Raw genomic sequence first — 22,180 nt, 5'->3', positions numbered from 1 at the left:
TTTCAAATGACCTTCGAGTGGTGGTTCGCCTACCTGCTGACATCCATCATCCTGAGCCTTTCACCGGGTTCGGGTGCGATTAACACCATGACTACCTCCATCAACCACGGCTATCGCGGGGCGGCGGCGTCGATTGCCGGTTTGCAAACCGGGCTGGGCATTCACATCGTCCTGGTCGGGATTGGCCTGGGAACGCTGTTCTCCCGCTCGGAGCTGGCGTTTGAAGTGCTGAAATGGGCCGGTGCGGCATATCTTATCTGGCTGGGTATTCAGCAGTGGCGCGCGGCTGGCGCCATTAACCTGAATACGCTCGCGCAGACGCAAAACCGTGGTCATCTGTTTAAGCGGGCAGTATTCGTCAACCTGACCAACCCGAAAAGCATTGTGTTCCTCGCCGCGCTGTTCCCACAGTTTATCGTGCCGCACCAGCCTCAGGTGATGCAGTACGTGGTGCTGGGTGCGACCACAATTATTGTCGATATTATCGTGATGATTGGTTACGCGACGCTGGCACAGCGGATTGCCGGATGGATAAAAGGGCCTAAGCAGATGAAGGCCCTGAACAAAGTGTTTGGCTCGCTGTTTATGCTGGTTGGCGCGCTGCTTGCGTCAGCGCGTCATGCTTAGCGAGAAATGATGAGATGAATGCCGAAGCCGGCGAACAGCGCGCCGGCGAAGCCATCGATCCACTTCGCGATACGCTGGTAGCCACGGCGCATCGCCGGTAAGGCAAACAGGCTTGCCACGATAGTGAACCACGCGAAGGTCTCCACGACGATAAGCAGAAAAATGCCCCAACGTGCGCCCGCGCCAACGCTGTCGCCCACAAACAGCGAGAACACCGAGCCGAAATAGATAATCGCTTTCGGATTCGCCAGGTTGGTCAGCAGCCCTTTTACAAAGCTCCGTCCACCCGTTGCCAGCTCCACCTTAGGCTCTTGCGTTTTTTTCTCTTCTTTTTTCAGCGCCCCGCGCAGCATCTGGTAGCCCATCCAGCACAGGTACAGGCCACCGCCAACCATAATGATGTTATGCAGCCAGGCCATCTTCGCCAGGATCAGGTTCAGACCGAGCAGCGCAACGGCCGCCCAGACCATGACGCCCATGGTAATACCGAGCACGCCCATCATCGCCTCTTTACGGGAACGACTGACTGCTGTTTGCGATACGAAGAAAAAGTCAGGGCCCGGGCTCATCAGCGCAACGATGTGCACTAACGCCACGGTGAGAAATAGCATTAACATAATTGGCTCGCAGGGAAATAATTCAGTGAGTCATCATACTGGCACTTTTTTGGCCGGCTGACTACTCCTCATCATCTCCGTCAACGTGAGAACGGATAAGCGCCATAAACTCTTTACCGAAGCGCTCCAGCTTGCGCGTGCCTACGCCGTTGACGCTGAGCATTTCGCTGGCGCTGAGCGGCATCTGTTCCGCCATCTCAATCAGCGTCGCGTCGTTGAACACCACGTAAGGCGGGATGTTCTCTTCATCAGCAATGGCTTTACGCAGCTTACGCAGTTTGGCAAACAGCTTGCGGTCATAGTTACCGCCGTAGGATTTCTGCATCACGCGTGGTTTGAGGGCGACCACGCGCGGTACGGCGAGCTTCAGTTCAACGTCACCGCGCAACACCGGACGCGCGGCTTCGGTCAGCTGTAGCGCCGAGTGCTGAGCGATGTTCTGCGTGGCAAATCCGAGGTGAATCAGCTGACGAATAATGCTAACCCAGTGCTCGTGGCTCTGATCTTTACCGATCCCGTAGACCGGCAGTTTGTCGTGGCCCATGTCGCGGATACGCTGGTTATTGGCGCCGCGCAACACTTCCACCACGTAACCCATCCCGAAGCGTTGATTCACACGGTAAATGGTCGAAAGCGCCTTACGCGCGTCCATCAGGCCATCGTACTGCTTCGGCGGATCCAGGCAGATATCGCAGTTGCCGCACGGCTCCTGTCGCCCTTCACCAAAATAGTTGAGCAGCACCAGACGGCGGCAGGTTTGCGCTTCGGCAAACGCCCCCATCGCGTTGAGCTTATGGCGTTCGATATCCTGCAGCTGTCCCTGCGGTTTCTCTTCCAGACAGCGGCGCAGCCACGCCATATCGGCTGGATCGTAAAACAGCATTGCTTCCGCAGGCAGACCATCACGCCCGGCGCGGCCGGTTTCCTGATAGTAGGATTCGATATTACGCGGGATATCGAAATGCACAACAAAACGCACGTTGGGCTTGTTAATCCCCATTCCGAACGCCACCGTCGCGACCACAATCTGCAGGTCGTCACGCTGGAATTTCTCCTGCACATCCGCACGGATGTGGTTCTCCAGCCCGGCATGATACGCTGCGGCGCTAAAGCCACGGTTTTGCAGACGCGCGGCGGTGTCTTCCACCTTCGCCCGACTGTTGCAGTAGATAATGCCCGACTTGCCGCGCTGTTCCTGGACATAGCGCAGGAGCTGATCCAGCGGCTTGAATTTTTCCATCAGCATGTAGCGGATGTTAGGGCGGTCAAAGCTGCTGACCTGAATATAGGGATCATTCAGCCCCAGCAGGCGAACGATATCCAGACGCGTCGTATCATCTGCCGTGGCGGTAAGCGCCATAAACGGCAGTTCCGGGAAGCGCTGACGGAGCTGGCCGAGGGCGGCATATTCCGGGCGGAAATCGTGCCCCCACTGCGAGATACAGTGCGCTTCATCCACCGCCAGCAGAACCGGGTTCCAGTGTGCGAGATGGTCGAGGAAGTTATCCAGCATCAGGCGTTCCGGTGCGATATACAGCAGACGAACCTGCCCGGTGCGACACCCGGCCATCACCTCTTGCTGCTGCTCCCGGGTTTGCGTGGAATTAAGACAGGCCGCCGCCACGCCGTTGGCGAGCAGTTGATCAACCTGGTCTTTCATCAGAGAAATAAGGGGCGATACCACGACCGTCAGGCCGTTAAGCACCAGCGCGGGCACCTGATAACAGAGTGATTTCCCGCCGCCGGTCGGCATAACGACCAGACAATCACGGCCTTCCAGCACGGTTTCAATGATGGTTTCCTGGCCAGGGCGGAACTGCTGGTAGCCAAAGGTTTCATGCAAAACCTGTTTAGCCAGCGACTCCTGATTCAATACTTCCGCCTGCGCCACGTTAACCCCATATGCCAGAAATGAAACAGGCGCTATTTTCAGCGCCTGAGAGAGAAACTTCAACGTTTAACGCAAAAACATTCGAGCATCTTAGAGAATATCGTTCAGCATTACGCCCACACCCACGCGGGTCTGGTTGAAGTTATAGTCGATCAGCGACTCGCCGTAACCGCTGTACACCTGCGTATAGAGGCGCACATGCTTCGTTACCGGGTAGCTCAGGCCCACTTCCGCACCACCGTAGCCGGTATTCCAGTTGTACTGGCCTTTCGCGCTCAGCACGGCATCGCCTAACTGGTAGCCGACCTTGAGCTGGTAGTAACCCATATATTTGGTGATATCCGGGTTATCGTCGGTGCTCCCCACCACATACCACGGCTTCACTTCCACCATCCAGTTGCCGTTCTGCGCCATCAGGCGCGTATAGGCACGGTTCCAGCTACGAGACGTGGGGTCGGAACGGCCGTTAGAATCGTGATTAAAGCCGACTTCGACGTCACGCAACGTCCATCCGGCAAATTCATAATCCGTTGCAAAGCCAAGGAACAGTTGCGGCTCATAGTTGGTTTCACGGAACGGCGAAGATTCGCCGCTGTTGGAAAGCTGCCACCAGGATTTCTGCGTGTAAGAGGCACCGAGTACCGAGTTCGGCCCCAGAATACCGCGCCAGAACGGGAAGGCGAGGCTCAACTGGAACTTCACCTCATCTTTACGCGCATTATCAGACCAGTTATAGGAGCTTATCGCTTCTTTGTTCAGATCGCTGGTCTGGGTGTAAATCACGTAGTTGGTGTCATACGGGTAAAGCGTGAACGGATTGTCATGCTCCTGAAGCATGTTAGCAATGATGCTACCGTGTACGGATGGCGCATCGTGCACTTCTTTAACTGTCGCTTCCTGCGCATATGCTGTGAGGGGCAGCGCAACCGCCGCCAGTAACCAACCCAGATACGTCCGCATCGGTGGTGTTCTCCTGAAATAGTGACGTGTAATGAATAATTTTATCCGGGCATTCTACAGACTTCTGCGCCAACTTCCGCCTCCTCGTTTCTGAAAGTGGAAATCCGTATTGTTGAGGCATAAAATCAACATTTCATTAACAATAGGGATGTGATGCCTCATGTCAGCCATGCTTACCTCTGAAGAAGTGTTAAAGCTCGTGGGCGAGATTTTTGTTTACCATATGCCATTTAACCGTGCGCTGGGTCTGGAGCTGGAACGTTACGAGAAAGAGTTTGCCCAGTTGAGCTTCAACAACCAGCCGATGATGGTGGGCAACTGGGCGCAAAGTATTTTGCACGGCGGGGTGATTGCTTCCGCGCTGGACGTGGCGGCTGGTCTGGTCTGCGTGGGCAGTACGCTGACGCGTCATGACACCATCAATGAAGACGAACTCCGCCAGCGTCTGGCACGCATGGGCACAATTGATTTACGCGTCGATTATCTTCGCCCCGGACGCGGCAATCGTTTTACCTGCTCCAGCAGCCTGCTGCGTGCGGGGAATAAAGTTGCGGTGGCGCGCGTAGAATTACACAACGAAGAACAGGTTTATATCGCCAGCGCAACCGCCACTTATATGGTGGGTTGAAGCGGCAAAATCGGGTAAAATTAATTCACTTTTTTGTAACGGATTTTCCCGATGGATGCTAAACAGACGCGGCAGGGCGTTTTACTCGCCCTTGCCGCTTATTTTATTTGGGGTATTGCACCGGCGTACTTCAAATTTATCGCTTATGTACCGGCCGACGAGATCCTCACTCACCGCGTCATCTGGTCCTTTTTCTTTATGATCGCGCTAATGAGCCTCAGCCGTCAGTGGTCCGGCGTCAAGACGCTGCTCAAAACGCCTAAGAAAGTTTTCCTGCTGGCACTCTCGGCGGTGCTCATTGGCGGAAACTGGCTGCTGTTTATCTGGGCGGTGAATAACCACCACATGCTCGAAGCCAGTCTTGGCTACTTTATTAACCCGCTGGTGAACATCGTACTGGGGATGCTTTTCCTCGGCGAACGTTTCCGCCGTATGCAGTGGCTGGCGGTGTTTCTGGCCTTCTGCGGCGTGCTGGTACAGCTCTGGACGTTCGGCTCGCTGCCGATTATTGCCCTCGGCCTGGCGTTCAGCTTTGCGTTCTACGGTCTGGTACGGAAGAAGATTGCGGTGGAAGCCCAAACGGGGATGCTGTTTGAAACCCTGTGGCTGCTGCCGGTGGCGGCGATCTACCTCTTCGGTATCGCCGACAGCGCCACCAGTCATATGGGCAGCAACCCGTGGTCGCTGAATCTGATGCTGATGGCGGCAGGCGTGGTGACCACTATTCCTCTGCTGTGCTTCACCGGTGCGGCAACGCGTCTGCGTCTCTCCACGCTGGGCTTCTTCCAGTACATCGGCCCGACGCTGATGTTTCTGCTGGCGGTGGTGTTTTACGGCGAAGTGCCGGGCGCAGATAAGATGGTGACGTTCGCCTTTATCTGGATAGCGCTGGCGATTTTTGTCGCCGATGCGATTTACACCCAGCGCAGAGTGCGCAAAGGGCTGTAGTGCCTTTTTGCCGGATGGCGGCTGCGCCTTATCCGGCCTACACTTCAGTAGGCCCGGTAAGCGTAGCGCCACCGGGCGGATACTCAAAGCCAGTTACGACGCTTAAAGTACAGATACGGCGCCAGCCCGGCGAGGATCATAAAGATAATCGCCCCCGGGTAACCAAAGCTCCACTTCAGCTCCGGCATAAACTCGAAGTTCATCCCATAGCTGGAGGCCACCAGCGTCGGCGGCAGGAACACCACGGATACCACCGAGAAGATCTTGATGATGCGGTTCTGCTCGATGTTAATAAAGCCCATCGCCGCCTGCATCAGGAAGTTCACCTTCTGGAACAGGGATTCGTTGTGCGGCAGCAGGGATTCGATATCGCGCAGGATCTCACGCGCCTGCTCCAGCTGACCGCCCGGCAGACGCGCCTTGCGCACGAGGAAGTTCAGCGCGCGCTGGGTATCCATCAGACACAAACGCACCTTCCAGCCGATATCTTCCAGCTCGGCCAGCGTGGAGAGCGCTTCGTCGTATTCATCGCCCTGATGGCCTTCCATGATCACGCGGCTCAGCTTTTCCAGATCGCTGTAGATGTTTTCAATCTCATCCGCCAGCTGTTCAATTTTGGTCTCAAACAGGTCGAGCAGCAGTTCGTAAGCGTTGCCGTCCACCATTGCCTGGCTGCGGGCGCGCATGCGGTAGAGACGAAACGCGGGCAGTTCACGCTCGCGCAGGGTAAACAGGCGACCGTCGCGAATGGTAAAGGCCACGGTGGAGTTGCCCGCATGGTCTTCCGCATCTTCAAAGAAGAAGAAGGAGTGAATGTGCAGGCCGTCTTCATCTTCAAAAAAACGCGCAGAAGCTTCGATGTCTTCCAGTTCAGGACGGGTTGCCAGGCTTTGCCCCAGCTCAGATTGTACGCGAAGGCGCTCATCGTCGTCCGGCTCGACCAGATCCACCCATACGGCATCAATGAGGGGCTGTGACTCTTCGGCTTCAAGCCGAGTCAGTCGGTTATTTTCGAGTTGAAATGCGCTCAACATGACCGGGACTCCCAATGCAAAAAATATCGGACAGTTCGGTGGGCACACAGAAACAAATTGGGTTTCAGACCATTAAACAGCCTGACTCAGCGCGACGGGAATAATGCAGTCGCTGACAACCACTAAGGCCATCAGCAAGGGGAGATAGCCTTAGGAGTTGTTCCTGGATGACAGGGAATTGAGCCAGTATCTACTGGGTGTGTCCAAGGCGAATGTCCTCTTAGCGTAATCGTGCGCGCATGTTACGCCAGCAGTAACTGTGGCGTCAACACGCAACGGAACGCTGAAGGGCATTAATTGACCTTCAACGTATAAGGCTAGCAGATTATTACAAAATAATGATATTTTTCTGAATGTTACACTGTTTCCAGCTTAGCGTAAGCGGCCACCAGCCATTTGATCCCCTGCCCCTGGAACGCCACCTGCAGGCGGCTGTGCTCGCCGCTGCCTTCCAGATTTACAATGGTGCCTTCGCCAAACTTCGAATGGCGCACGCGCTGACCCAGCTTGTAGCCGGTGTCCGTTTCAGAGATCGGTGATCCCATACGCGGATGGCTGACAGGGCGGCTGATGCTGGCACGCAGGCGCACTTCCTCCACGCACTCCTCCGGCAGTTCGCCAATAAAGCGAGACGGACGGTGGTAGACCTCTTTCCCGTACAGGCGGCGGGTTTCCGCATAGGTTAGCGTCAGCTTTTGCATCGCGCGCGTCACGCCCACATAGGCCAGTCGACGCTCCTCTTCCAGCCGTCCGCCTTCATCGAGCGACATCTGGCTCGGGAACATCCCCTCTTCCATCCCGACGATAAAGACCTGCGGGAACTCCAGACCTTTGGCGGAGTGCAGGGTCATCAGTTGCACCGCATCCTGCCAGGTGTCCGCCTGCCCTTCACCCGCCTCCAGCGCGGCGTGGGAAAGGAACGCCTGCAGCGGCATCAGGTCTTCGTCTTCTTCGTTGTAGCTGAACTGGCGCGTTGCCGTGACCAGTTCCTCTAAGTTCTCAATACGGGTCTGACCCTTCTCGCCTTTTTCCTGCTCGTACATGGTTCGCAGGCCGGAGTCTTTGATTACCCGGTCAGTCTGCACGTGCAGCGGCATATCGGCGGTTTCCTGCGCCAGGGCGTCAATCAGCTCAAGGAAGCGCTGCAATGCGCTGGCCGCACGACCGGCAAGGGCTTTCTCCTGCAGCAGCTCGCGGCACGCCTGCCACAGCGTCAGCTGGCGGTCGCGCGAGGCCTGACGCACCACGTCCAGCGTGCGGTCGCCAATGCCACGGGTTGGGGTGTTGACCACGCGCTCAAACGCCGCGTCATCATTACGGTTCGCAATCAGACGCAGATACGAGAGCGCATCTTTGATTTCCTGACGTTCGAAGAAGCGCATACCGCCATAAATGCGGTACGGCATACCTACCTGCAGCAGCGCCTCTTCCAGCACGCGTGACTGGGCGTTACTGCGGTAGAGAATGGCGCACTGCTCTAACGCGCCGCCGTTATCCTGCCAGGTTTTAATACGGTTCACCACGAAGCGGGCTTCGTCGAGCTCGTTGAAGGCGCAGTAAATTGAAATCGGCTCGCCGTCGACGCCGTCGGTCCACAGCTTTTTACCCAGACGCCCGTTGTTGTTTTCAATCAGGGCGTTGGCTGCGCTCAGAATGTTGCTGGTGGAGCGATAGTTCTGCTCCAGACGGATGGTTTGTGCGCCGGGGAAATCGTTGAGGAAGCGCTGGATGTTTTCCACCTGCGCCCCGCGCCAGCCGTAGATCGACTGGTCATCATCCCCCACGATCATCACCTTACCGGTATCGCCCGCCAGCAGGCGGATCCATGCGTACTGGATGTTGTTGGTATCCTGGAATTCGTCCACCAGGATATTGGTAAAGCGTTCACGGTAGTGCTGAAGGATATGTGGTTTGTTGAGCCACAGTTCGTGGGCGCGCAGCAGCAGCTCGGCGAAATCCACCAGACCGGCGCGATCGCACGCTTCCTGGTAGGCTTTGTAGACGTTTTGCCAGGTCTGCTCCACCGGGTTGCCGAAGCTCTGAATATGGTGCGGACGCAATCCTTCGTCTTTCTGACCGTTGATGTACCACATCGCCTGACGCGGCGGCCACTGTTTCTCGTCAAGGTTCATCGCCTTGATCAGACGCTTCAGCAGACGGAGCTGGTCTTCGCTGTCGAGGATCTGAAAATCCTGCGGCAGGTTGGCGTCCATATGGTGCGCGCGCAGCAGGCGGTGCGCCAGGCCGTGGAAGGTGCCGACCCACATGCCGCCCTGGCTGGTACCCATTAACTGGGCGATACGGTGGCGCATCTCCGCCGCCGCCTTATTGGTAAACGTGACGGCCATGATTGAGTACGGCGAGCAGTTTTCCACGCTCTGCAGCCACGCGATACGGTGAACCAGCACGCGCGTCTTACCACTGCCCGCCCCAGCCAGCACCAGCATGTTGGTGCGCGAGGCCGCTACGGCTTCACGCTGTTTGTCATTAAGGCTGTCGAGCAGGTAAGAAACGTCCATTGGCACCGTCACATAGTATTCAGGAACAGAGCAAAACGCCCGGTGGCGCTTCGCTTACCGGGCCTACAACTGCAAAACCCTGGTAATTTATACAATATTACTGGTGATTATATCAGCGTCGTGAGGGATGCCAACCGTGAAATTTCCACGTGCGGCAGAAGACGGCTATCCAGCGTGGTCATCAGGTCGGCGTTCTCTGGCTTGATCCAGCAGGCCTGCATGCCGCAGCGGATAGCGCCAGCCACATCGGTGGTGAGGTCATCACCCACATGCAGAATGTTACCCAGCGGCAGAGTTAGTTTTTCCGCCGCCAGATGGTACATATCGCTGAACGGCTTGGCGCGCCCATGCGGGCCCGCGCGCAGCACAAACTCAAAGTAATGATCGAGACCAAACAGCTCCGGCTGCGCATTGCCGTTGGTGATGGCCACCAGCGGCCACTTTTCGGCGAGCTTCGCCAGCGTATCGTGGGTCTCTTGCGGTACGTCGATACGGCTGCGCCATTTGGCAAAGTTTTCCATCGCTGCCTCAGCACCGATGGCCGCATCCCGTGCGTTGAGCCCTGCGTTGAGCATCGCCTGCTCCACCGCGCGGCGACGCCATTCGGTCACATCATGGTAAATGTCCGGCTCGGTCTCCCGCAGGGACTGACGCAGCGTCTGAAAGTCCTTGTTCTGCATCGTCTTCAGTGCTGGGTGGTAGTTCTGCACAAACGCCAGCGACGCCTGCTCGGTACGCAGAATCACCTCGCGGTTGTCATAAAGGGTGTCATCAAGGTCAAACGTCAGGGCTGAGATCTGGCCGAGTGGGCGGTAAAAACGCATTATTTCCCCCGTTTGGCGCGTGGATGCGCCGCGTCATACACCGAGGCAAGGTGTTGGAAGTCTAAGTGGGTGTAGATTTGAGTGGTCGACAGATTCGCATGGCCGAGGAGCTCCTGCACGCCGCGCAGATCGCCGCTCGACTCAAGCATGTGTGTCGCAAAAGAGTGGCGCAGCTTATGCGGGTGAACATGACTGTTCAGCCCCTGCTTAATACCCCACTCCGCAAAGCGCTTCTGTACGTTACGCGCCGAGATCCGCTTGCCGAGTTTCGATAAAAACAGCGCATCTTCTTCCGCGCCAAACAGCCCGCGCAGGTCAAGCCAGTGCTCAATCCAGGCGACGGCATTGCGGCCAATGGGCAGGCGGCGCTCTTTGCTGCCCTTGCCCATCACCCACACTTCGCCGGTGTCCAGATCGAGATGTTTTATATCGAGATTGACCAGTTCAGACAGACGCAGGCCTGCACCGTACATCACCTCCAGCATCGCGCGGTCACGCACCGCCAACGGATCGTTCAGATCGATATCCAGCAGACGGTTTACGTCGTCGACGTCGATATTTTTCGGCAGATGGCGCGGGGCTTTCGGCGTGGCGATCCCTTTTGCCGGGTTGGCTTTTATGCCGCCCTGGCTGACCAGCCAGTCAAAGAAACTGCGTAGCGCGGAGAGTCTGAGCGCCAGGCTCGCCGGGCTGAGGTTTTTTTTACGGCTACGCACAACGAACCCGCGTACCGTGGCAGCGTCACATTGTTGCCAGCTTTTCAGGCCGATCTCGTCGGCAATCTGCATGATGGCATCAAGCTGACGCTGGTAGTTAAGCAGCGTAATGGGGCTGAGCTGACGTTCCACCCCCAGATAGCGCAGAAAGCGCGCGACGTCAGTGGAAAGCGGTCCGTCCGTCATACGCGTTCAATCCAGCGCTCCAGCAGTTCGGGCAGCATCAGGGCGATCTCCTGCAGCAGGTGCGTGGCCTGGCCTTGCTCGTAGTGGTGCGCGTCGCGGCTGGTAAATAACATGACGCCCAGATCGCCATCGCGTCCCATCAGCGACATCGCCACCGAGCCAATCGCCTTCGCTTCCGGTAATACCACCAGCAGTTCAGGCCCGTTCAGCGGCCCCAGATAGTGATGCGCATGGCCCAGACGCTGAATGCGCAGCGGTTCAAACGCCTGACGACTGAGCGCCAGATGGGTAAACCCGGACGGTGCGCCAATGCGCCAGCGGTCAGGGAAAAGACGAATCGTTGCACCCGCCAGCCCAAGCTCACGCGCCCAGCGGTGGAAGCGGCTAAGGAACTCATCAAGGCTGTGCGCCGAGGCCAGACGCGCCTGCAGATGCAGCAAACGATAGAACAGGCTTTCGTTGGTGCTGGCCTGCTCCATCAGCAGCGTCATGTTCTCTTCAAGCTGATTGATGTGGTTGCGCGAGCGCGCCATGTGCCATTCGACCAGCGACACGGTCCCGCGAACCGGATGCGGCACGCGCATCTCTTCGACGACGCGTGCATTGCGAATAAAAAACTCAGGATTGCGCAGCAGATAATCCACAACAGCTCTGTCGTCCAGTTCCGTCACTGTTTCCTGCAGTTCTTCCCCTGGTTGTTTCATAGATGGATAAACCCGTCATAGACATGTGCCGCCGGGCCAGTCATATACAGTGGATGACCCGGTCCTTTCCAGGCGATATCAAGCCGACCGCCCGGTAACTCGACGCGAACCTCTTCGGCGAGTAGCCCCTGTGAGATGCCGACCGCCACGGCCGCACACGCACCGCTACCGCAGGCCTGGGTTTCGCCCGCGCCGCGCTCGTAAACCCGCAGGCGGATGTGCTCACGCTTCACCACCTGCATGAAACCGATGTTCGCCCGCTCCGGAAAACGCTCGTGGCCTTCCAGCACCGGACCGAGCGTTTCAACCGCGGCGGTTTCCACATCATCCACCTGAATCACGCAGTGCGGATTACCCATCGAGACGACGCCGCACAATACTGTCTGCTCGGCCGCACGCATAATATAGGTCTTTTCCGCTTTATTTGCGCGAAACGGCACGGCAGAGGGTTCGAAGTTAGGCTCGCCCATGTTCACGCGCACCAGTTCGTCATCGGTGACGCTGAGCACCATGCGGCCGTTGGCCGTACTGACGCGAATATCGCGCTTGTTGGTCAGCCCTTTCAGGCGGACAAAGCGGGCAAAACAGCGCGCACCGTTGCCGCACTGGTTAACCTCGCTGCCGTCCGCGTTAAAAATACGGTAGTGGAAATCGAGGTCGGGATCGTATGGCGGCTCAACCACCAGCAGTTGATCAAACCCCACGCCCAGATGCCGATCCGCCAGGCGACGGATCAGTTCCGGGGAGAAAAACACATTCTGCGTTACCGCGTCGACGACCATAAAATCGTTGCCAAGGCCATGCATTTTAGAGAACTGCATCATTTGCTCCATTGCGCGGGTACAGAACGTTGTCGTCAGAGATTAACCTGAGTCGGGCCACCGTTGTCGCCACGATCGTTAGTATTTGGCGTGGTAGACTCAATGCCGCTTTGGACGGGTTTCGTCGGCGGCGGCGCGGTTTTATCCGCAGGTGGGAAGTAGAGTGGTCCCTTCAGTCCGCAGCCCGTCAGGCTAAACAGGGTGATGAGAACGGCAAGCGTTCGGAAAGCGTTTTTCATTATAAAGTTGCCCGTAAGTTCAAATCTGTTTCTATCATCGCAGGAGAAGACACAAAAGCAAGAGTTTGCCGCTTTCCTGCAACGGGAATTATTTAGCGTTATACTGCCGGCATCACGAAAAACAGGAACAAAACCATGAACGACAGTGAATTCCATCGCCTTGCAGACACCCTGTGGATGACCATCGAAGAACGTCTCGACGACTGGGACGGCGACAGCGATATCGATTGTGAAATCAACGGCGGCATTCTGACCCTGAGCTTCGAAAACGGCAGCAAAATTATTATTAACCGCCAGGAACCGCTTCACCAGGTCTGGCTGGCCGCAAAACAGGGCGGATATCATTTCGATCTGAAAGACGGGGAATGGATTTGCGACCGCAGCGGCGAAACGTTCTGGGATTTGCTGGAGCAGGCAGCGACGGCGCAGGCAGGTGAGACCGTCAGTTTCAGGTAGTTTTGTTGCCGGGTGGCGCTGCGCTTACCCGGCCTACGGGTTCGGGCTGTTGTAGGCCCGGTAAGGCGTAGCCGCCACCGGGATCACGAAATCAGGAGAAATACTGCTGCAACAGCGGTGCGGTATCCTGGTTTGCGGGCACCGCAGGGGTAATTGCCTGCGTACGGAACGGGATCACCTGCGCTCGCCCATCAACGTTCACAATCTGATAGAACTGCGGCAGGTTGAAGTTGATAAAGCTGGAGCCATAGGTGAAGCGGTCATGTGAAGAAGAGTAGAAACGGCTGACGTCGCGCACCAGCTCCTCTTTGCTACCTTCACAATGGTGATACACCTCGGCGCGGTTGGTCTCATCCAGAATGTAAATGTTAAACCCGGCATCGTCGCCCGACTCTTCGAAGAAGAACTGAATAATCCCTTCACTCGCAAAGCCGTCCACCACCTGTGGCAGTTTGACGTGGTTGGTTTCCACCTGGACCGACAGTCCATGCAGCTTGTTATGTGAAATCGCCCCGTAAAACTCAATGGCGTTTTCCAGCTTCTGTACCGATACATTCAGACGTTCAAAGAACAGCCCCCAGGTCTGGCCGGAGACGCGCAGCGCTTTAAAGCGCCCGGTTTCCTGACGGGTACTGGAGAGACGCAGCTCGATGCACTCGGAGACCAGCTGCTGCACGCGGGTACGAATCAAACCGCGCAGGTGCTGGCTGTAGCAGAACACTTCGACGCTGTCTGGCGGCGCAGCGTCCTGGTGCATTTTGCCCAGAATAGTTTTCAGCGCTTCGATCATCGCCTGCTCGCCGTTGAAATGCAGAGTACGCACTTCATTCCACGAGTTGCGGTACAGCAGATCCACGCTGCCCACCAGACAGTTTTGCTGTTCGCCAAAGCTGAAGACGTCCAGTTTGCGGAAGTCAAAATGGACTACCTGATTACGGAAAGCTGCCGTCGGGTCGTATTCCAGGTTGACGATAATCGCCAGATGGCGAATTTCACAGGGGCTGTAGAGCGCTTTCGGCGTTGGCGCAGGCAGACGCAGTGGGAAGTGGTGCGAAACATCCGCCACCATCTCCTGCAGCTTGGCTAAATCGACGACCTCGTTGCCCTTGATAAACAGGCGGGTGCGTGAAGTCAGCAGACCGTTAAACCACGCCCAGGCCACCAGTTTGTTCAGGTAGCGGTTATATTCCAGCGGCTGATGGCTGATGATCGAGTCCATGCTAGGCGCACGGTTGTACAGATACCACCCGGTGCGGTTTGCGCGGCCCGGCGGTACATAGATAAAGGTCAGGTTCGGTTCTGACAGGTCAGGCGAAATCTGCGGGTTCACCAGGGTGACTTTGCCCGGCAGCGCTTCAAACGCGGCATAGAGCTTACGGGTCAGTACGCCAATGTCCTGCGGGCTGGCGGAGACGCTAAGGTTGTTGCGGCGCGCAAAGCGGATCAGGTTACGGTAGCTTTGCATCATCGCATCGAGCAGTTCGTTATGCGCTTCACGCACCTGATCGATTTTCCAGTTAGCACGGTTGTCGAGCATGGACAGACGCGCTTCGTCCCATCCCCACTCTTTCACTAACTGGCTGACCACTTCACGACGCCAGCCCACACAGGCGCGCTCGCGGCTCAGTTTTTCACAAACTTTGAGATAAAAGCATCGACGAACCAGGTCAAGACGCGTGGAGTCATCAATGGCCTTCAGGTATTCGGTAACGCGTTCCAGCATCATGCAGTAGGCATCAAGCCCGTAGGAGACAATCTCACCATCGTGCAGGCGCTGCTTAATATCTTTCGCCAGCAGACGCGGCGTGGGGTATTCCCAGGAGTAGGCTTCAAGCAACAGCGTTTTCAACACCGCTTTGTACGGTGAATCAATGCTCTTATAGAGCTGCCAGAGGCTAGCGCCAAAGTACTCTTCTGCGGACAGGGAGCTAAGGCCGCCCAGATCCAGCCACTCGTTTGGCGTCAGAACGCCCTGCGAATAAAGCGACATGACGTAGTCGTCATAATTCTCTTCTTCATCGCACGGCACCATATTCCACAGAATACGCTTCCCGGCCAGACGCACAGCAGTACGATAAAATTCATCCAGCAATAAGATGTGCTGAGTCGAGCCGCAGTCTTCACCACCCAGACTGCCGCTTTCGTTATGGCGGAAACGGTTTTCATCAATCAGGAAGAAGCTCACTTCCACGCCAAGCGACGCGGCCCAGCTCTCCAGCAGGCTGCATTTACGCTGCAGCAGCTGCCGCTCTTCGTTATCGAGCCAGGATTGATGGCAGACCCAGATATCCAGGTCTGAAGAACAGCTTTGCCCTACCGATGAGGTACTCCCCATCGTGTAAACGCCGGTAATCGGCAATTCACCTGTCGGTGATTCCTGCGGCGGCATGCCGCGGTAGAGTTCCAGCTCGTTCAGATAATGCTGTTGGGTTTCATCAGGCGTGAAAAGACATATGCCTCTGGGAACGTTACCGTCAAGGTACCCAGGCATCAGCGGATGGTGATAGTGCAATAATGTCGGCAGCAGACTGTATACCTGCTGGAAAGCAGGGCCCATGGCAGCAAGCGCGCGATCCACGCGCAATTGATTTATGGCATCCAGTCTCTGTTTCAGAGTCTCAATATAGAGGTACAAGACGTATCGCCTGATGTTTCCGGGTGTCGTAAGCCATTCAAAACACGAATAACCGCGAGCCCGCAGTATTTCAAAAAGATAACCGTTACCCTTTTTTCGCCCTTATCATTATGGTGGTACCGACGAAAAAATGGTCTAAAACGTGATCAATTTAACACCTTGCCGGTTGACCGTAAAGAAAGATGCGCTACATACAAGTGTAGCACCGTTCTGTACGTGTAAATTCCTGAATACGGCTATGGCTGGCCAATACGCCACCGTGTCCCTCTCGCGCTTCATCAACCGTAAAACTGCCATCCCAGAGTCAACAATGTTAGGATGGTTAGCGATTGATAATGACGGTAACAAGCATGTTAGACAATGTTTTGAGAATTGCCACACGCCAAAGCCCTCTCGCGCTCTGGCAGGCACATTATGTTAAGCAGCGCCTTGAAGCCTGCCACAATGGATTGCGCGTCGAGCTGGTGCCGATGGTCACGCGCGGTGACGTGATCCTGGATACGCCACTGGCGAAGGTGGGCGGCAAGGGCCTGTTTGTCAAAGAACTGGAACTGGCATTGCTTGAGAACCGCGCCGATATCGCCGTGCACTCCATGAAAGATGTGCCCGTCGAGTTCCCGGAAGGGCTGGGGCTGGTGACCATCTGCGAGCGCGAAGATCCGCGTGATGCGTTTGTCTCTAACCGCTATGACTCGCTCGATGCGTTGCCCGAAGGTAGCGTAGTTGGTACCTCCAGTTTACGCCGTCAGTGTCAGCTGGCGGAGCGTCGCCCTGACCTGATCATCCGCTCGCTGCGCGGCAACGTCGGCACACGCCTGGGCAAACTGGATAACGGTGAATACGATGCCATTATTCTTGCCGTCGCTGGACTGAAGCGTCTGGGGCTGGAGGAACGCATTCGCGTGGCGCTACCACCAGAACTGTCGCTGCCGGCCGTGGGCCAGGGTGCCGTCGGCATTGAGTGCCGTCTGGACGATGTGCGTACCCGCGAACTGCTCGCGCCGCTGAACCATGACGAGACCGCTATCCGCGTAAAAGCCGAGCGGGCGATGAATACCCGCCTCGAAGGCGGATGCCAGGTGCCGATTGGCAGCTATGCTGAATTAACCGAAGGGAAACTCTGGCTGCGCGCGCTGGTGGGTGCCCCGGACGGTTCACAGATGGTACGCGGCGAACGTCGTGGCAATCCGCAAGATGCCGAACAGCTTGGCGTGTCGCTGGCGGAAGAGCTGCTGAATAACGGCGCGCGTGAAATCCTGGCTGAGGTCTATAACGGAGAACCCCCTGCATGAGTATTCTTGTCACCCGCCCTTCTCCCGCAGGAGAGCAGTTAGTGAGCCGTCTGCGCACACTGGGGCAGGTGGCCTGGAGTTTTCCGCTGATTGAATTCTCCCCCGGTCGCGAGCTCTCTGCGCTCGCCGATCGGATAAATACCCTGCAGGAAGGCGATCTGCTGTTTGCGTTGTCGCAACATGCCGTGGAATTCGCCAACGCCCAGCTGCAACAGCAAAGTCTGTCCTGGACAACTGCCCCACGCTATTTCGCCATTGGTCGCTCAACGGCGCTGGCGCTGCATACCGTAAGCGGCGCTGATGTTCGCTACCCGTTAGATCGGGAAATTAGCGAAGTCTTGCTACAATTACCTGAATTACAAACTATTGCCGGAAAACGCGCGCTCATTTTGCGCGGCAATGGTGGCCGCGAGCTGCTGGGCGAAACGCTGCGTGAACGGGGTGCCGACGTGACGTTCGTTGAGTGCTATCAGCGTTGCGCAAAGCACTACGATGGCGCGGAAGAAGCGATGCGCTGGCACGCGCGCGGCATTAATACGCTGGTGGTCACCAGCGGTGAAATGTTACAACAGCTTTGGTCGCTGATACCGCATTGGTATCGCGAAAACTGGTTACTCCGCTGTCGGCTTCTGGTCGTCAGTGAGCGTCTGGCGAACCTCGCCCGGGAACTGGGCTGGCAGGATATTCGGATCGCTGATAACGCCGACAACGATGCGCTGCTGCGCGCATTACAATAACTCTCAAATGGGAAGCCATAATGACGGAACACGAAAAATCCTCCGCCGTGGTTGAAGAGACCAGGGAGACTGTGGACACCACACCACAGCCAGAGACGACTGAGAAAACCGCTGAGAAGAAAAACGGCAGCAACAAAACCAGCCTCGCGCTGAGCGCAATTGCCATCGCCATTGCACTGGCGGCAGGTGTTGGCCTGTACGGCCTTGTGAAGCAACAGGGCGCTAACCAGACGGCCACCAGCGATACGCTGGTCAATCAGCTTACCTCCCTGCAAAAAGCGCAGGAAACGCAGAAAACCGAGCTGGAAGCGGTGATTAAGCAGCAGGCTGCCGCGCTGGCCGAGGCAAACAGCAAACAGGAAGAGCTGACCAAACAACTGGACGAAGTACAGCAAAAAGTCGCCACGATTTCCGGTACCGATGCCAAAACCTGGCTGCTCTCTCAGGCCGATTTCCTCGTAAAACTCGCCGGGCGTAAGCTCTGGAGCGACCAGGACGTTACCACCGCTGCCGCACTGCTGAAAAGCGCCGATGCAAGCCTGGCAGACATGAACGATCCCAGCCTCATTACCGCACGTCGCGCGATCACCGAAGATATCGCGAGTCTTTCCGCCGTTTCGCAGGTGGATTACGACGGCATTATCCTCAAGGTGAACCAGCTTTCGAATCAGATTGATAACCTGCAGCTGGCGGATAACAACGACGACGACTCCCCCATGGATTCCGACGGTACCGAGCTTTCCAGCTCTCTGAGCGAATGGCGCATTAACCTGCAGAAAAGCTGGCAGAACTTTATGGACAGCTTTATCACCATCCGTCGTCGCGATGAAACCGCTGTACCGCTGTTAGCGCCGAATCAGGATATCTATCTGCGCGAAAACATCCGTTCCCGCCTGCTGGTGGCGGCTCAGGCTGTGCCGCGTCATCAGGAAGAGACCTACAAACAGGCGCTGGATAACGTCTCGACGTGGGTGCGTGCGTATTACAATACCGATGACGCGACGACCACCGCTTTCCTCGAAGACATCGACAAGCTGAGCCAGCAGAACATCACGATGAACGTACCGGATAAGCTGACCAGCCAGCCGATACTGGAGAAACTGATGCAGACGCGCGTGCGTAACCTGCTGGCACAGCCGGGCGTTCCGGTAGAGCAAACAGGCGGAGCGGCACCAGCGCCAGCGCCTGAAAGCGCGCCACAAGGAGAGTAATGATGCTAAAAGTTCTCTTACTCTTCATCTTGTTGATCGCCGGGATCGTCCTGGGACCGATGCTTGCCGGTCATCAGGGATACGTTCTGATCCAGACCGATAATTACAACATCGAAACCAGCGTAACGGGTCTGGTGATTATTCTGGTCCTCGGCGTCGTGGTACTGCTGGCAGTCGAATGGATCCTGCGCCGTATTTTCCGTACCGGCGCGCATACGCGCGGCTGGTTCGTTGGCCGCAAGCGTCGTCGTGCGCGTAAGCAAACCGAGCAGGCGCTGCTTAAGCTCGCCGAAGGCGATTATCAGCAGGTTGAAAAGCTGATGTCGAAAAATGCCGACCATGCAGAACAGCCGGTGGTGAACTATCTTCTGGCTGCCGAAGCAGCGCAGCAGCGCGGTGATGAAGCCCGTGCGAATCAGCATCTGGAACGTGCGTCAGAACTGGCTTCCGGTGACCCGATTCCGGTGGAGATCACCCGCGTTCGTCTGCAGCTGGCTCGCAATGAGAACCATGCGGCGCGCCATGGCATTGACCGCCTGCTGGAAATAGCTCCCCGCCATCCTGAAGTCCTGCGTCTTGCCGAACAGGCTTATATTCGTACCGGTGCGTGGGGCTCGCTGCTGGACATCATTCCGTCAATGGCGAAGGCCGAAGTGGGTGATGACGAGCATCGTGACGAGCTTCAGCGTCTGGCATGGATTGGCCTGATGGATCAGGCACGCGCCGACCTGGGTAGCGACGGCCTGAAGACCTGGTGGAAAAATCAGAGCCGGAAAACGCGTCAGCAGGTTCCTCTGCAGGTGGCGATGGCGGAACATCTTATTGAATGTGACGATCATGACACCGCCCAGGAGATCCTCCTCGACGGTCTCAAGCGCCAGTACGACGATCGTCTGGTCATGGTGATCCCGCGCCTGAAAACCAATAACCCAGAGCAAGTCGAGAAAGTGCTGCGTCAGCAGATCAAAACCGTCGGCGACCGCCCGCTGCTGTGGAGCACGCTGGGCCAGTCGCTGATGAAGCACGGCGAATGGCAGGAGGCGAGCCTCGCCTTCCGTGCGGCACTGAAACAGCGTCCGGACGCCTATGACTACGCGTGGCTTGCCGATACGCTCGACAAACAGCATAAGCCAGAAGAGGCTGCTGCCATGCGGCGAGATGGGTTGCTGTTAACGTTGCAGAACAACGGCACACAGCAGTAATTCACAGGGAGGCCAGACGGCCTCCTTTTTTTATCGCTTTTCTCCTGCTACATTCTTTACACCTCAAGCCACAAACGAACCCGCCAATGTAACGATGCCTTTTCATTAACTTTTTTTCGCACATGCGCGAATTGCGCGTGGACTAAATCGTTTCTGAAAGGAAATCGTCATGAACTCGCTTTTGTATGCGCTTATTGTAGCGCTGCGCTGCCATCGCTGGCTGCGCCTGCTTGCCTGTGCTTTTATCTTCTCTTCACTGGGAAATGGGTTAACCCAGGTTGTAGTCTTCGGGCTGCTGTTAGCGTGGTCAGCCCCGCCAGCCCTGCTTACCCTCGCCTTTCTTTTCGCCACGGTACCAGGGTTTTTCGGCAGCATGCTCGGTGAAAGGCTATGCTCGCGCTATTCTCCGATATCCCTGCTGATATTGACCGAAGGACTCGGCTTACTTGCCCTGCTCTTTCCCCTGCTTGGCGTGGGTTATCATAGCGTTGTCGCGTTACTCGCCGTGCAATCCACCGAAGCGCTACTCAGCGGGATGAGCTGGCCCGCCCTGACGTTGCTCTTCAAGCGCGGCCTCAGCGAAACGGAACTGCCTGCCGCCACCTGTCTGGAAAATGTTATTTTTGCGTCTCAGGTGCTATTAGGTACCGGGCTGGGCGTGGTGCTTTTTCAGAAGATGCCCGTGCTCGCCTTGCTGACCATTGATGCCATCAGTTTCCTCGGGTCGCTGGTCATGTTATGGCTGGCGGAACGCCTGTTTTCACCAGCTCCACACGCCGCCCCTGAAGAAAAGGGGGTTTCTACGAAATTGCGCTGGCAGACATTGACCGTTCGGCAGAAACGCAGCTTGCTCATTTTGCCTGCGCTGGCCGCTGTCGGGTCACCCGCTATGGCACTTCTTCCGGCACTGGCCCAGCAGCTACGCCCTCAGGATGCGGCTGGCCTTGCTCTGCCCCTGCTTTTTGCGAGGAGCATGGGGCAGCTTTGCGGCCCTTTGCTGCTTAAAAGAGACAGTCTGGCGCGTTTTGCGGCTCGTACGCCGCGATTATTACTTTGCCTTGGCATCTTTCTGGCCGCTTATGGAATGCTGCCGTTTATGGCCAACTGGGCAGGTTATGCGCCTGGGATGATCTTTGTCGCACATCTGGCCTCAAACGTGCTTTTTGCAGCGGGTACGTTTGGCATGCTCAGCCATTTTCAGGCCAGGCAAATCGCTGTTGCCAGCGGTAAAGCCTGGCGCTGGCAAACGCTCAGCGCCTCACTTTTCACTGGCATTGCAGCTGTGGTGGCTTCCGGGGTTGGCTCAGTACAGGCGCTATATATGGTTTCGTCAGCGGCTCTGCTGATAGTTGCTCTCATCATGCGCTTTTATCAGGAATAAGGCATAAAAAAACGCCTGCTATAAAAGCAGGCGTTAAAACAGGTCTGTAAGACAACATATTTGGTGCTTCACTCAACGTTATGTCCATGGTGTCTGATGAGGCCGAAGCGACATCTGTCAGTGGACGATAAGCACCGTAAATGGCTCTGCGTCATTCCTGAGTTTATGAGGCACTAAGGCGAACATAAGAGATGGAATGAGCATCTACACGTATATTATTGCACGTAACGTGCCAGAGTTACACGCAAAACGTTTACATGACGCAACATTTTAAGATAAAAGGAAATTATGCTGTTAAGCACTGTCTGAAGCTTCATAACGTATCGCTAAATGCAGAAATATGTCGTCAGAAAGAGACAGTAAAGCCCCTAAATAAATATTTCTAATACTTTCAACGGATTACATGTCGCTGAATCGCGACACTGAAAAAGGGCGCTGTCGGGGAATCACTACAGGAAAGAAACATCACAGAAAACAAAAAACCCCGCCGAAGCGGGGTTCAAAATTGGTCGGCGAGAGAGGATTCGAACCTCCGACCCACTGGTCCCAAAC

21 protein-coding genes are annotated in these 22,180 nt (G+C 56.3%); 9 read left to right on the top strand and 12 right to left on the bottom strand.

The features are described 5' to 3' along the window. Nucleotides 1–6 precede the first annotated feature (6 nt). The gene (gene rhtB, locus L977_RS01590; protein ID WP_047624429.1) at nucleotides 7–627 is read left to right on the top strand and encodes a homoserine/homoserine lactone efflux protein; all 621 of its coding nucleotides are present in this window, start codon (nucleotides 7–9) and stop codon (nucleotides 625–627) included. Here the strand turns inward: rhtB and rhtC are convergent. From rhtC to pldA, 3 genes are all read right to left on the bottom strand, one after another. Further along, the gene (gene rhtC / locus L977_RS01585; protein ID WP_014885640.1) at nucleotides 624–1,244 is read right to left on the bottom strand and encodes a threonine export protein RhtC; all 621 of its coding nucleotides are present in this window, start codon (nucleotides 1,242–1,244) and stop codon (nucleotides 624–626) included. The genes rhtB and rhtC overlap by 4 nt on opposite strands. A 61-nt stretch (nucleotides 1,245–1,305) precedes the next feature. Next, nucleotides 1,306–3,135 (bottom strand): ATP-dependent DNA helicase RecQ, encoded by a 1,830-nt coding sequence (recQ, locus tag L977_RS01580; protein ID WP_014885641.1) that lies wholly within the window; start codon nucleotides 3,133–3,135, stop codon nucleotides 1,306–1,308. A gap of 90 nt (nucleotides 3,136–3,225) precedes the next feature. After that, the gene (pldA, locus tag L977_RS01575) at nucleotides 3,226–4,095 is read right to left on the bottom strand and encodes a phospholipase A (RefSeq protein WP_014885642.1); all 870 of its coding nucleotides are present in this window, start codon (nucleotides 4,093–4,095) and stop codon (nucleotides 3,226–3,228) included. A gap of 160 nt (nucleotides 4,096–4,255) precedes the next feature. Here pldA and yigI point away from each other — a divergent pair, with 160 nt between their 5' ends. Beyond that, nucleotides 4,256–4,723 carry an acyl-CoA thioesterase YigI gene (yigI, locus tag L977_RS01570; protein ID WP_014885643.1) on the top strand — a complete coding sequence of 156 codons (468 nt, stop codon included), beginning with the start codon at nucleotides 4,256–4,258 and terminating at the stop codon, nucleotides 4,721–4,723. Nucleotides 4,724–4,774: 51 nt separating this feature from the next. Further along, on the top strand, nucleotides 4,775–5,671 hold the full coding sequence (gene rarD, locus L977_RS01565; protein WP_023331569.1) for an EamA family transporter RarD: 897 nt from the start codon (nucleotides 4,775–4,777) through the stop codon (nucleotides 5,669–5,671). Between the two features lie 83 nt (nucleotides 5,672–5,754). Here the strand turns inward: rarD and corA are convergent, their stop codons facing one another. The 8 genes from corA to lptM all read right to left on the bottom strand — a co-directional run bounded on the left by corA (nucleotide 5,755) and on the right by lptM (nucleotide 12,714). Then, nucleotides 5,755–6,705, bottom strand: coding sequence for a magnesium/cobalt transporter CorA (corA, locus tag L977_RS01560; RefSeq protein ID WP_008501540.1), 951 nt, complete (start codon nucleotides 6,703–6,705; stop codon nucleotides 5,755–5,757). A gap of 150 nt (nucleotides 6,706–6,855) precedes the next feature. Beyond that, nucleotides 6,856–6,912, bottom strand: coding sequence for a YsgD/CorL family protein (gene ysgD, locus L977_RS24870; RefSeq protein ID WP_212743980.1), 57 nt, complete (start codon nucleotides 6,910–6,912; stop codon nucleotides 6,856–6,858). 149 nt (nucleotides 6,913–7,061) lie between these two features. Then, nucleotides 7,062–9,224 (bottom strand): DNA helicase II, encoded by a 2,163-nt coding sequence (uvrD, locus tag L977_RS01555; protein WP_014885645.1) that lies wholly within the window; start codon nucleotides 9,222–9,224, stop codon nucleotides 7,062–7,064. Between the two features lie 107 nt (nucleotides 9,225–9,331). Continuing rightward, nucleotides 9,332–10,048, bottom strand: a complete 717-nt coding sequence (gene yigB, locus L977_RS01550; protein WP_047624427.1) for a 5-amino-6-(5-phospho-D-ribitylamino)uracil phosphatase YigB — start codon at nucleotides 10,046–10,048, stop codon at nucleotides 9,332–9,334. After that, complete coding sequence (gene xerC, locus L977_RS01545) at nucleotides 10,048–10,950, bottom strand: tyrosine recombinase XerC (RefSeq protein WP_045135423.1); 903 nt, start codon at nucleotides 10,948–10,950, stop codon at nucleotides 10,048–10,050. Before xerC ends, yigB begins: the two co-directional genes overlap by 1 nt. Then, nucleotides 10,947–11,654 carry a DUF484 domain-containing protein gene (locus tag L977_RS01540; protein ID WP_023331571.1) on the bottom strand — a complete coding sequence of 236 codons (708 nt, stop codon included), beginning with the start codon at nucleotides 11,652–11,654 and terminating at the stop codon, nucleotides 10,947–10,949. Before L977_RS01540 ends, xerC begins: the two co-directional genes overlap by 4 nt. After that, entirely contained in the window at nucleotides 11,651–12,475 is an 825-nt protein-coding gene (gene dapF / locus L977_RS01535; RefSeq protein WP_014885649.1) for a diaminopimelate epimerase, read from the bottom strand. The genes L977_RS01540 and dapF overlap by 4 nt, the downstream gene beginning before the upstream one ends. Nucleotides 12,476–12,510: 35 nt before the next feature. Further along, nucleotides 12,511–12,714 carry an LPS translocon maturation chaperone LptM gene (lptM, locus tag L977_RS01530; RefSeq protein ID WP_014885650.1) on the bottom strand — a complete coding sequence of 68 codons (204 nt, stop codon included), beginning with the start codon at nucleotides 12,712–12,714 and terminating at the stop codon, nucleotides 12,511–12,513. Between the two features lie 135 nt (nucleotides 12,715–12,849). Here lptM and cyaY point away from each other — a divergent pair, with 135 nt between their 5' ends. Continuing rightward, entirely contained in the window at nucleotides 12,850–13,170 is a 321-nt protein-coding gene (cyaY, locus tag L977_RS01525) for an iron donor protein CyaY (protein ID WP_014885651.1), read from the top strand. Nucleotides 13,171–13,261: 91 nt separating this feature from the next. On the opposite strand, the gene cyaA is transcribed toward cyaY, so the two are convergent. Further along, complete coding sequence (gene cyaA / locus L977_RS01520) at nucleotides 13,262–15,805, bottom strand: class I adenylate cyclase (RefSeq protein ID WP_014885652.1); 2,544 nt, start codon at nucleotides 15,803–15,805, stop codon at nucleotides 13,262–13,264. Between the two features lie 350 nt (nucleotides 15,806–16,155). Here cyaA and hemC point away from each other — a divergent pair, with 350 nt between their 5' ends. The 5 genes from hemC to L977_RS01495 all read left to right on the top strand — a co-directional run bounded on the left by hemC (nucleotide 16,156) and on the right by L977_RS01495 (nucleotide 21,628). Continuing rightward, nucleotides 16,156–17,097 carry a hydroxymethylbilane synthase gene (hemC, locus tag L977_RS01515; protein WP_032629599.1) on the top strand — a complete coding sequence of 314 codons (942 nt, stop codon included), beginning with the start codon at nucleotides 16,156–16,158 and terminating at the stop codon, nucleotides 17,095–17,097. Continuing rightward, nucleotides 17,094–17,834, top strand: coding sequence for a uroporphyrinogen-III synthase (hemD, locus tag L977_RS01510; RefSeq protein WP_014885654.1), 741 nt, complete (start codon nucleotides 17,094–17,096; stop codon nucleotides 17,832–17,834). Before hemC ends, hemD begins: the two co-directional genes overlap by 4 nt. A 20-nt stretch (nucleotides 17,835–17,854) precedes the next feature. After that, the gene (gene hemX / locus L977_RS01505; RefSeq protein WP_032635137.1) at nucleotides 17,855–19,045 is read left to right on the top strand and encodes a uroporphyrinogen-III C-methyltransferase; all 1,191 of its coding nucleotides are present in this window, start codon (nucleotides 17,855–17,857) and stop codon (nucleotides 19,043–19,045) included. 2 nt (nucleotides 19,046–19,047) lie between these two features. Beyond that, nucleotides 19,048–20,247, top strand: a complete 1,200-nt coding sequence (hemY, locus tag L977_RS01500; protein WP_032635138.1) for a protoheme IX biogenesis protein HemY — start codon at nucleotides 19,048–19,050, stop codon at nucleotides 20,245–20,247. A 169-nt stretch (nucleotides 20,248–20,416) separates the two neighbouring features. Further along, nucleotides 20,417–21,628, top strand: a complete 1,212-nt coding sequence (locus tag L977_RS01495) for a hypothetical protein (protein ID WP_023331577.1) — start codon at nucleotides 20,417–20,419, stop codon at nucleotides 21,626–21,628. Nucleotides 21,629–22,180 lie beyond the last annotated feature (552 nt).

The sequence above is a fragment of the Enterobacter sp. ZOR0014 genome, from assembly GCF_000798855.1.
GTDB lineage: Bacteria > Pseudomonadota > Gammaproteobacteria > Enterobacterales > Enterobacteriaceae > Enterobacter > Enterobacter kobei.
Note: the sequence above shows the minus strand (reverse complement) of the source record. Positions and strands in the feature narration are given on the sequence as shown.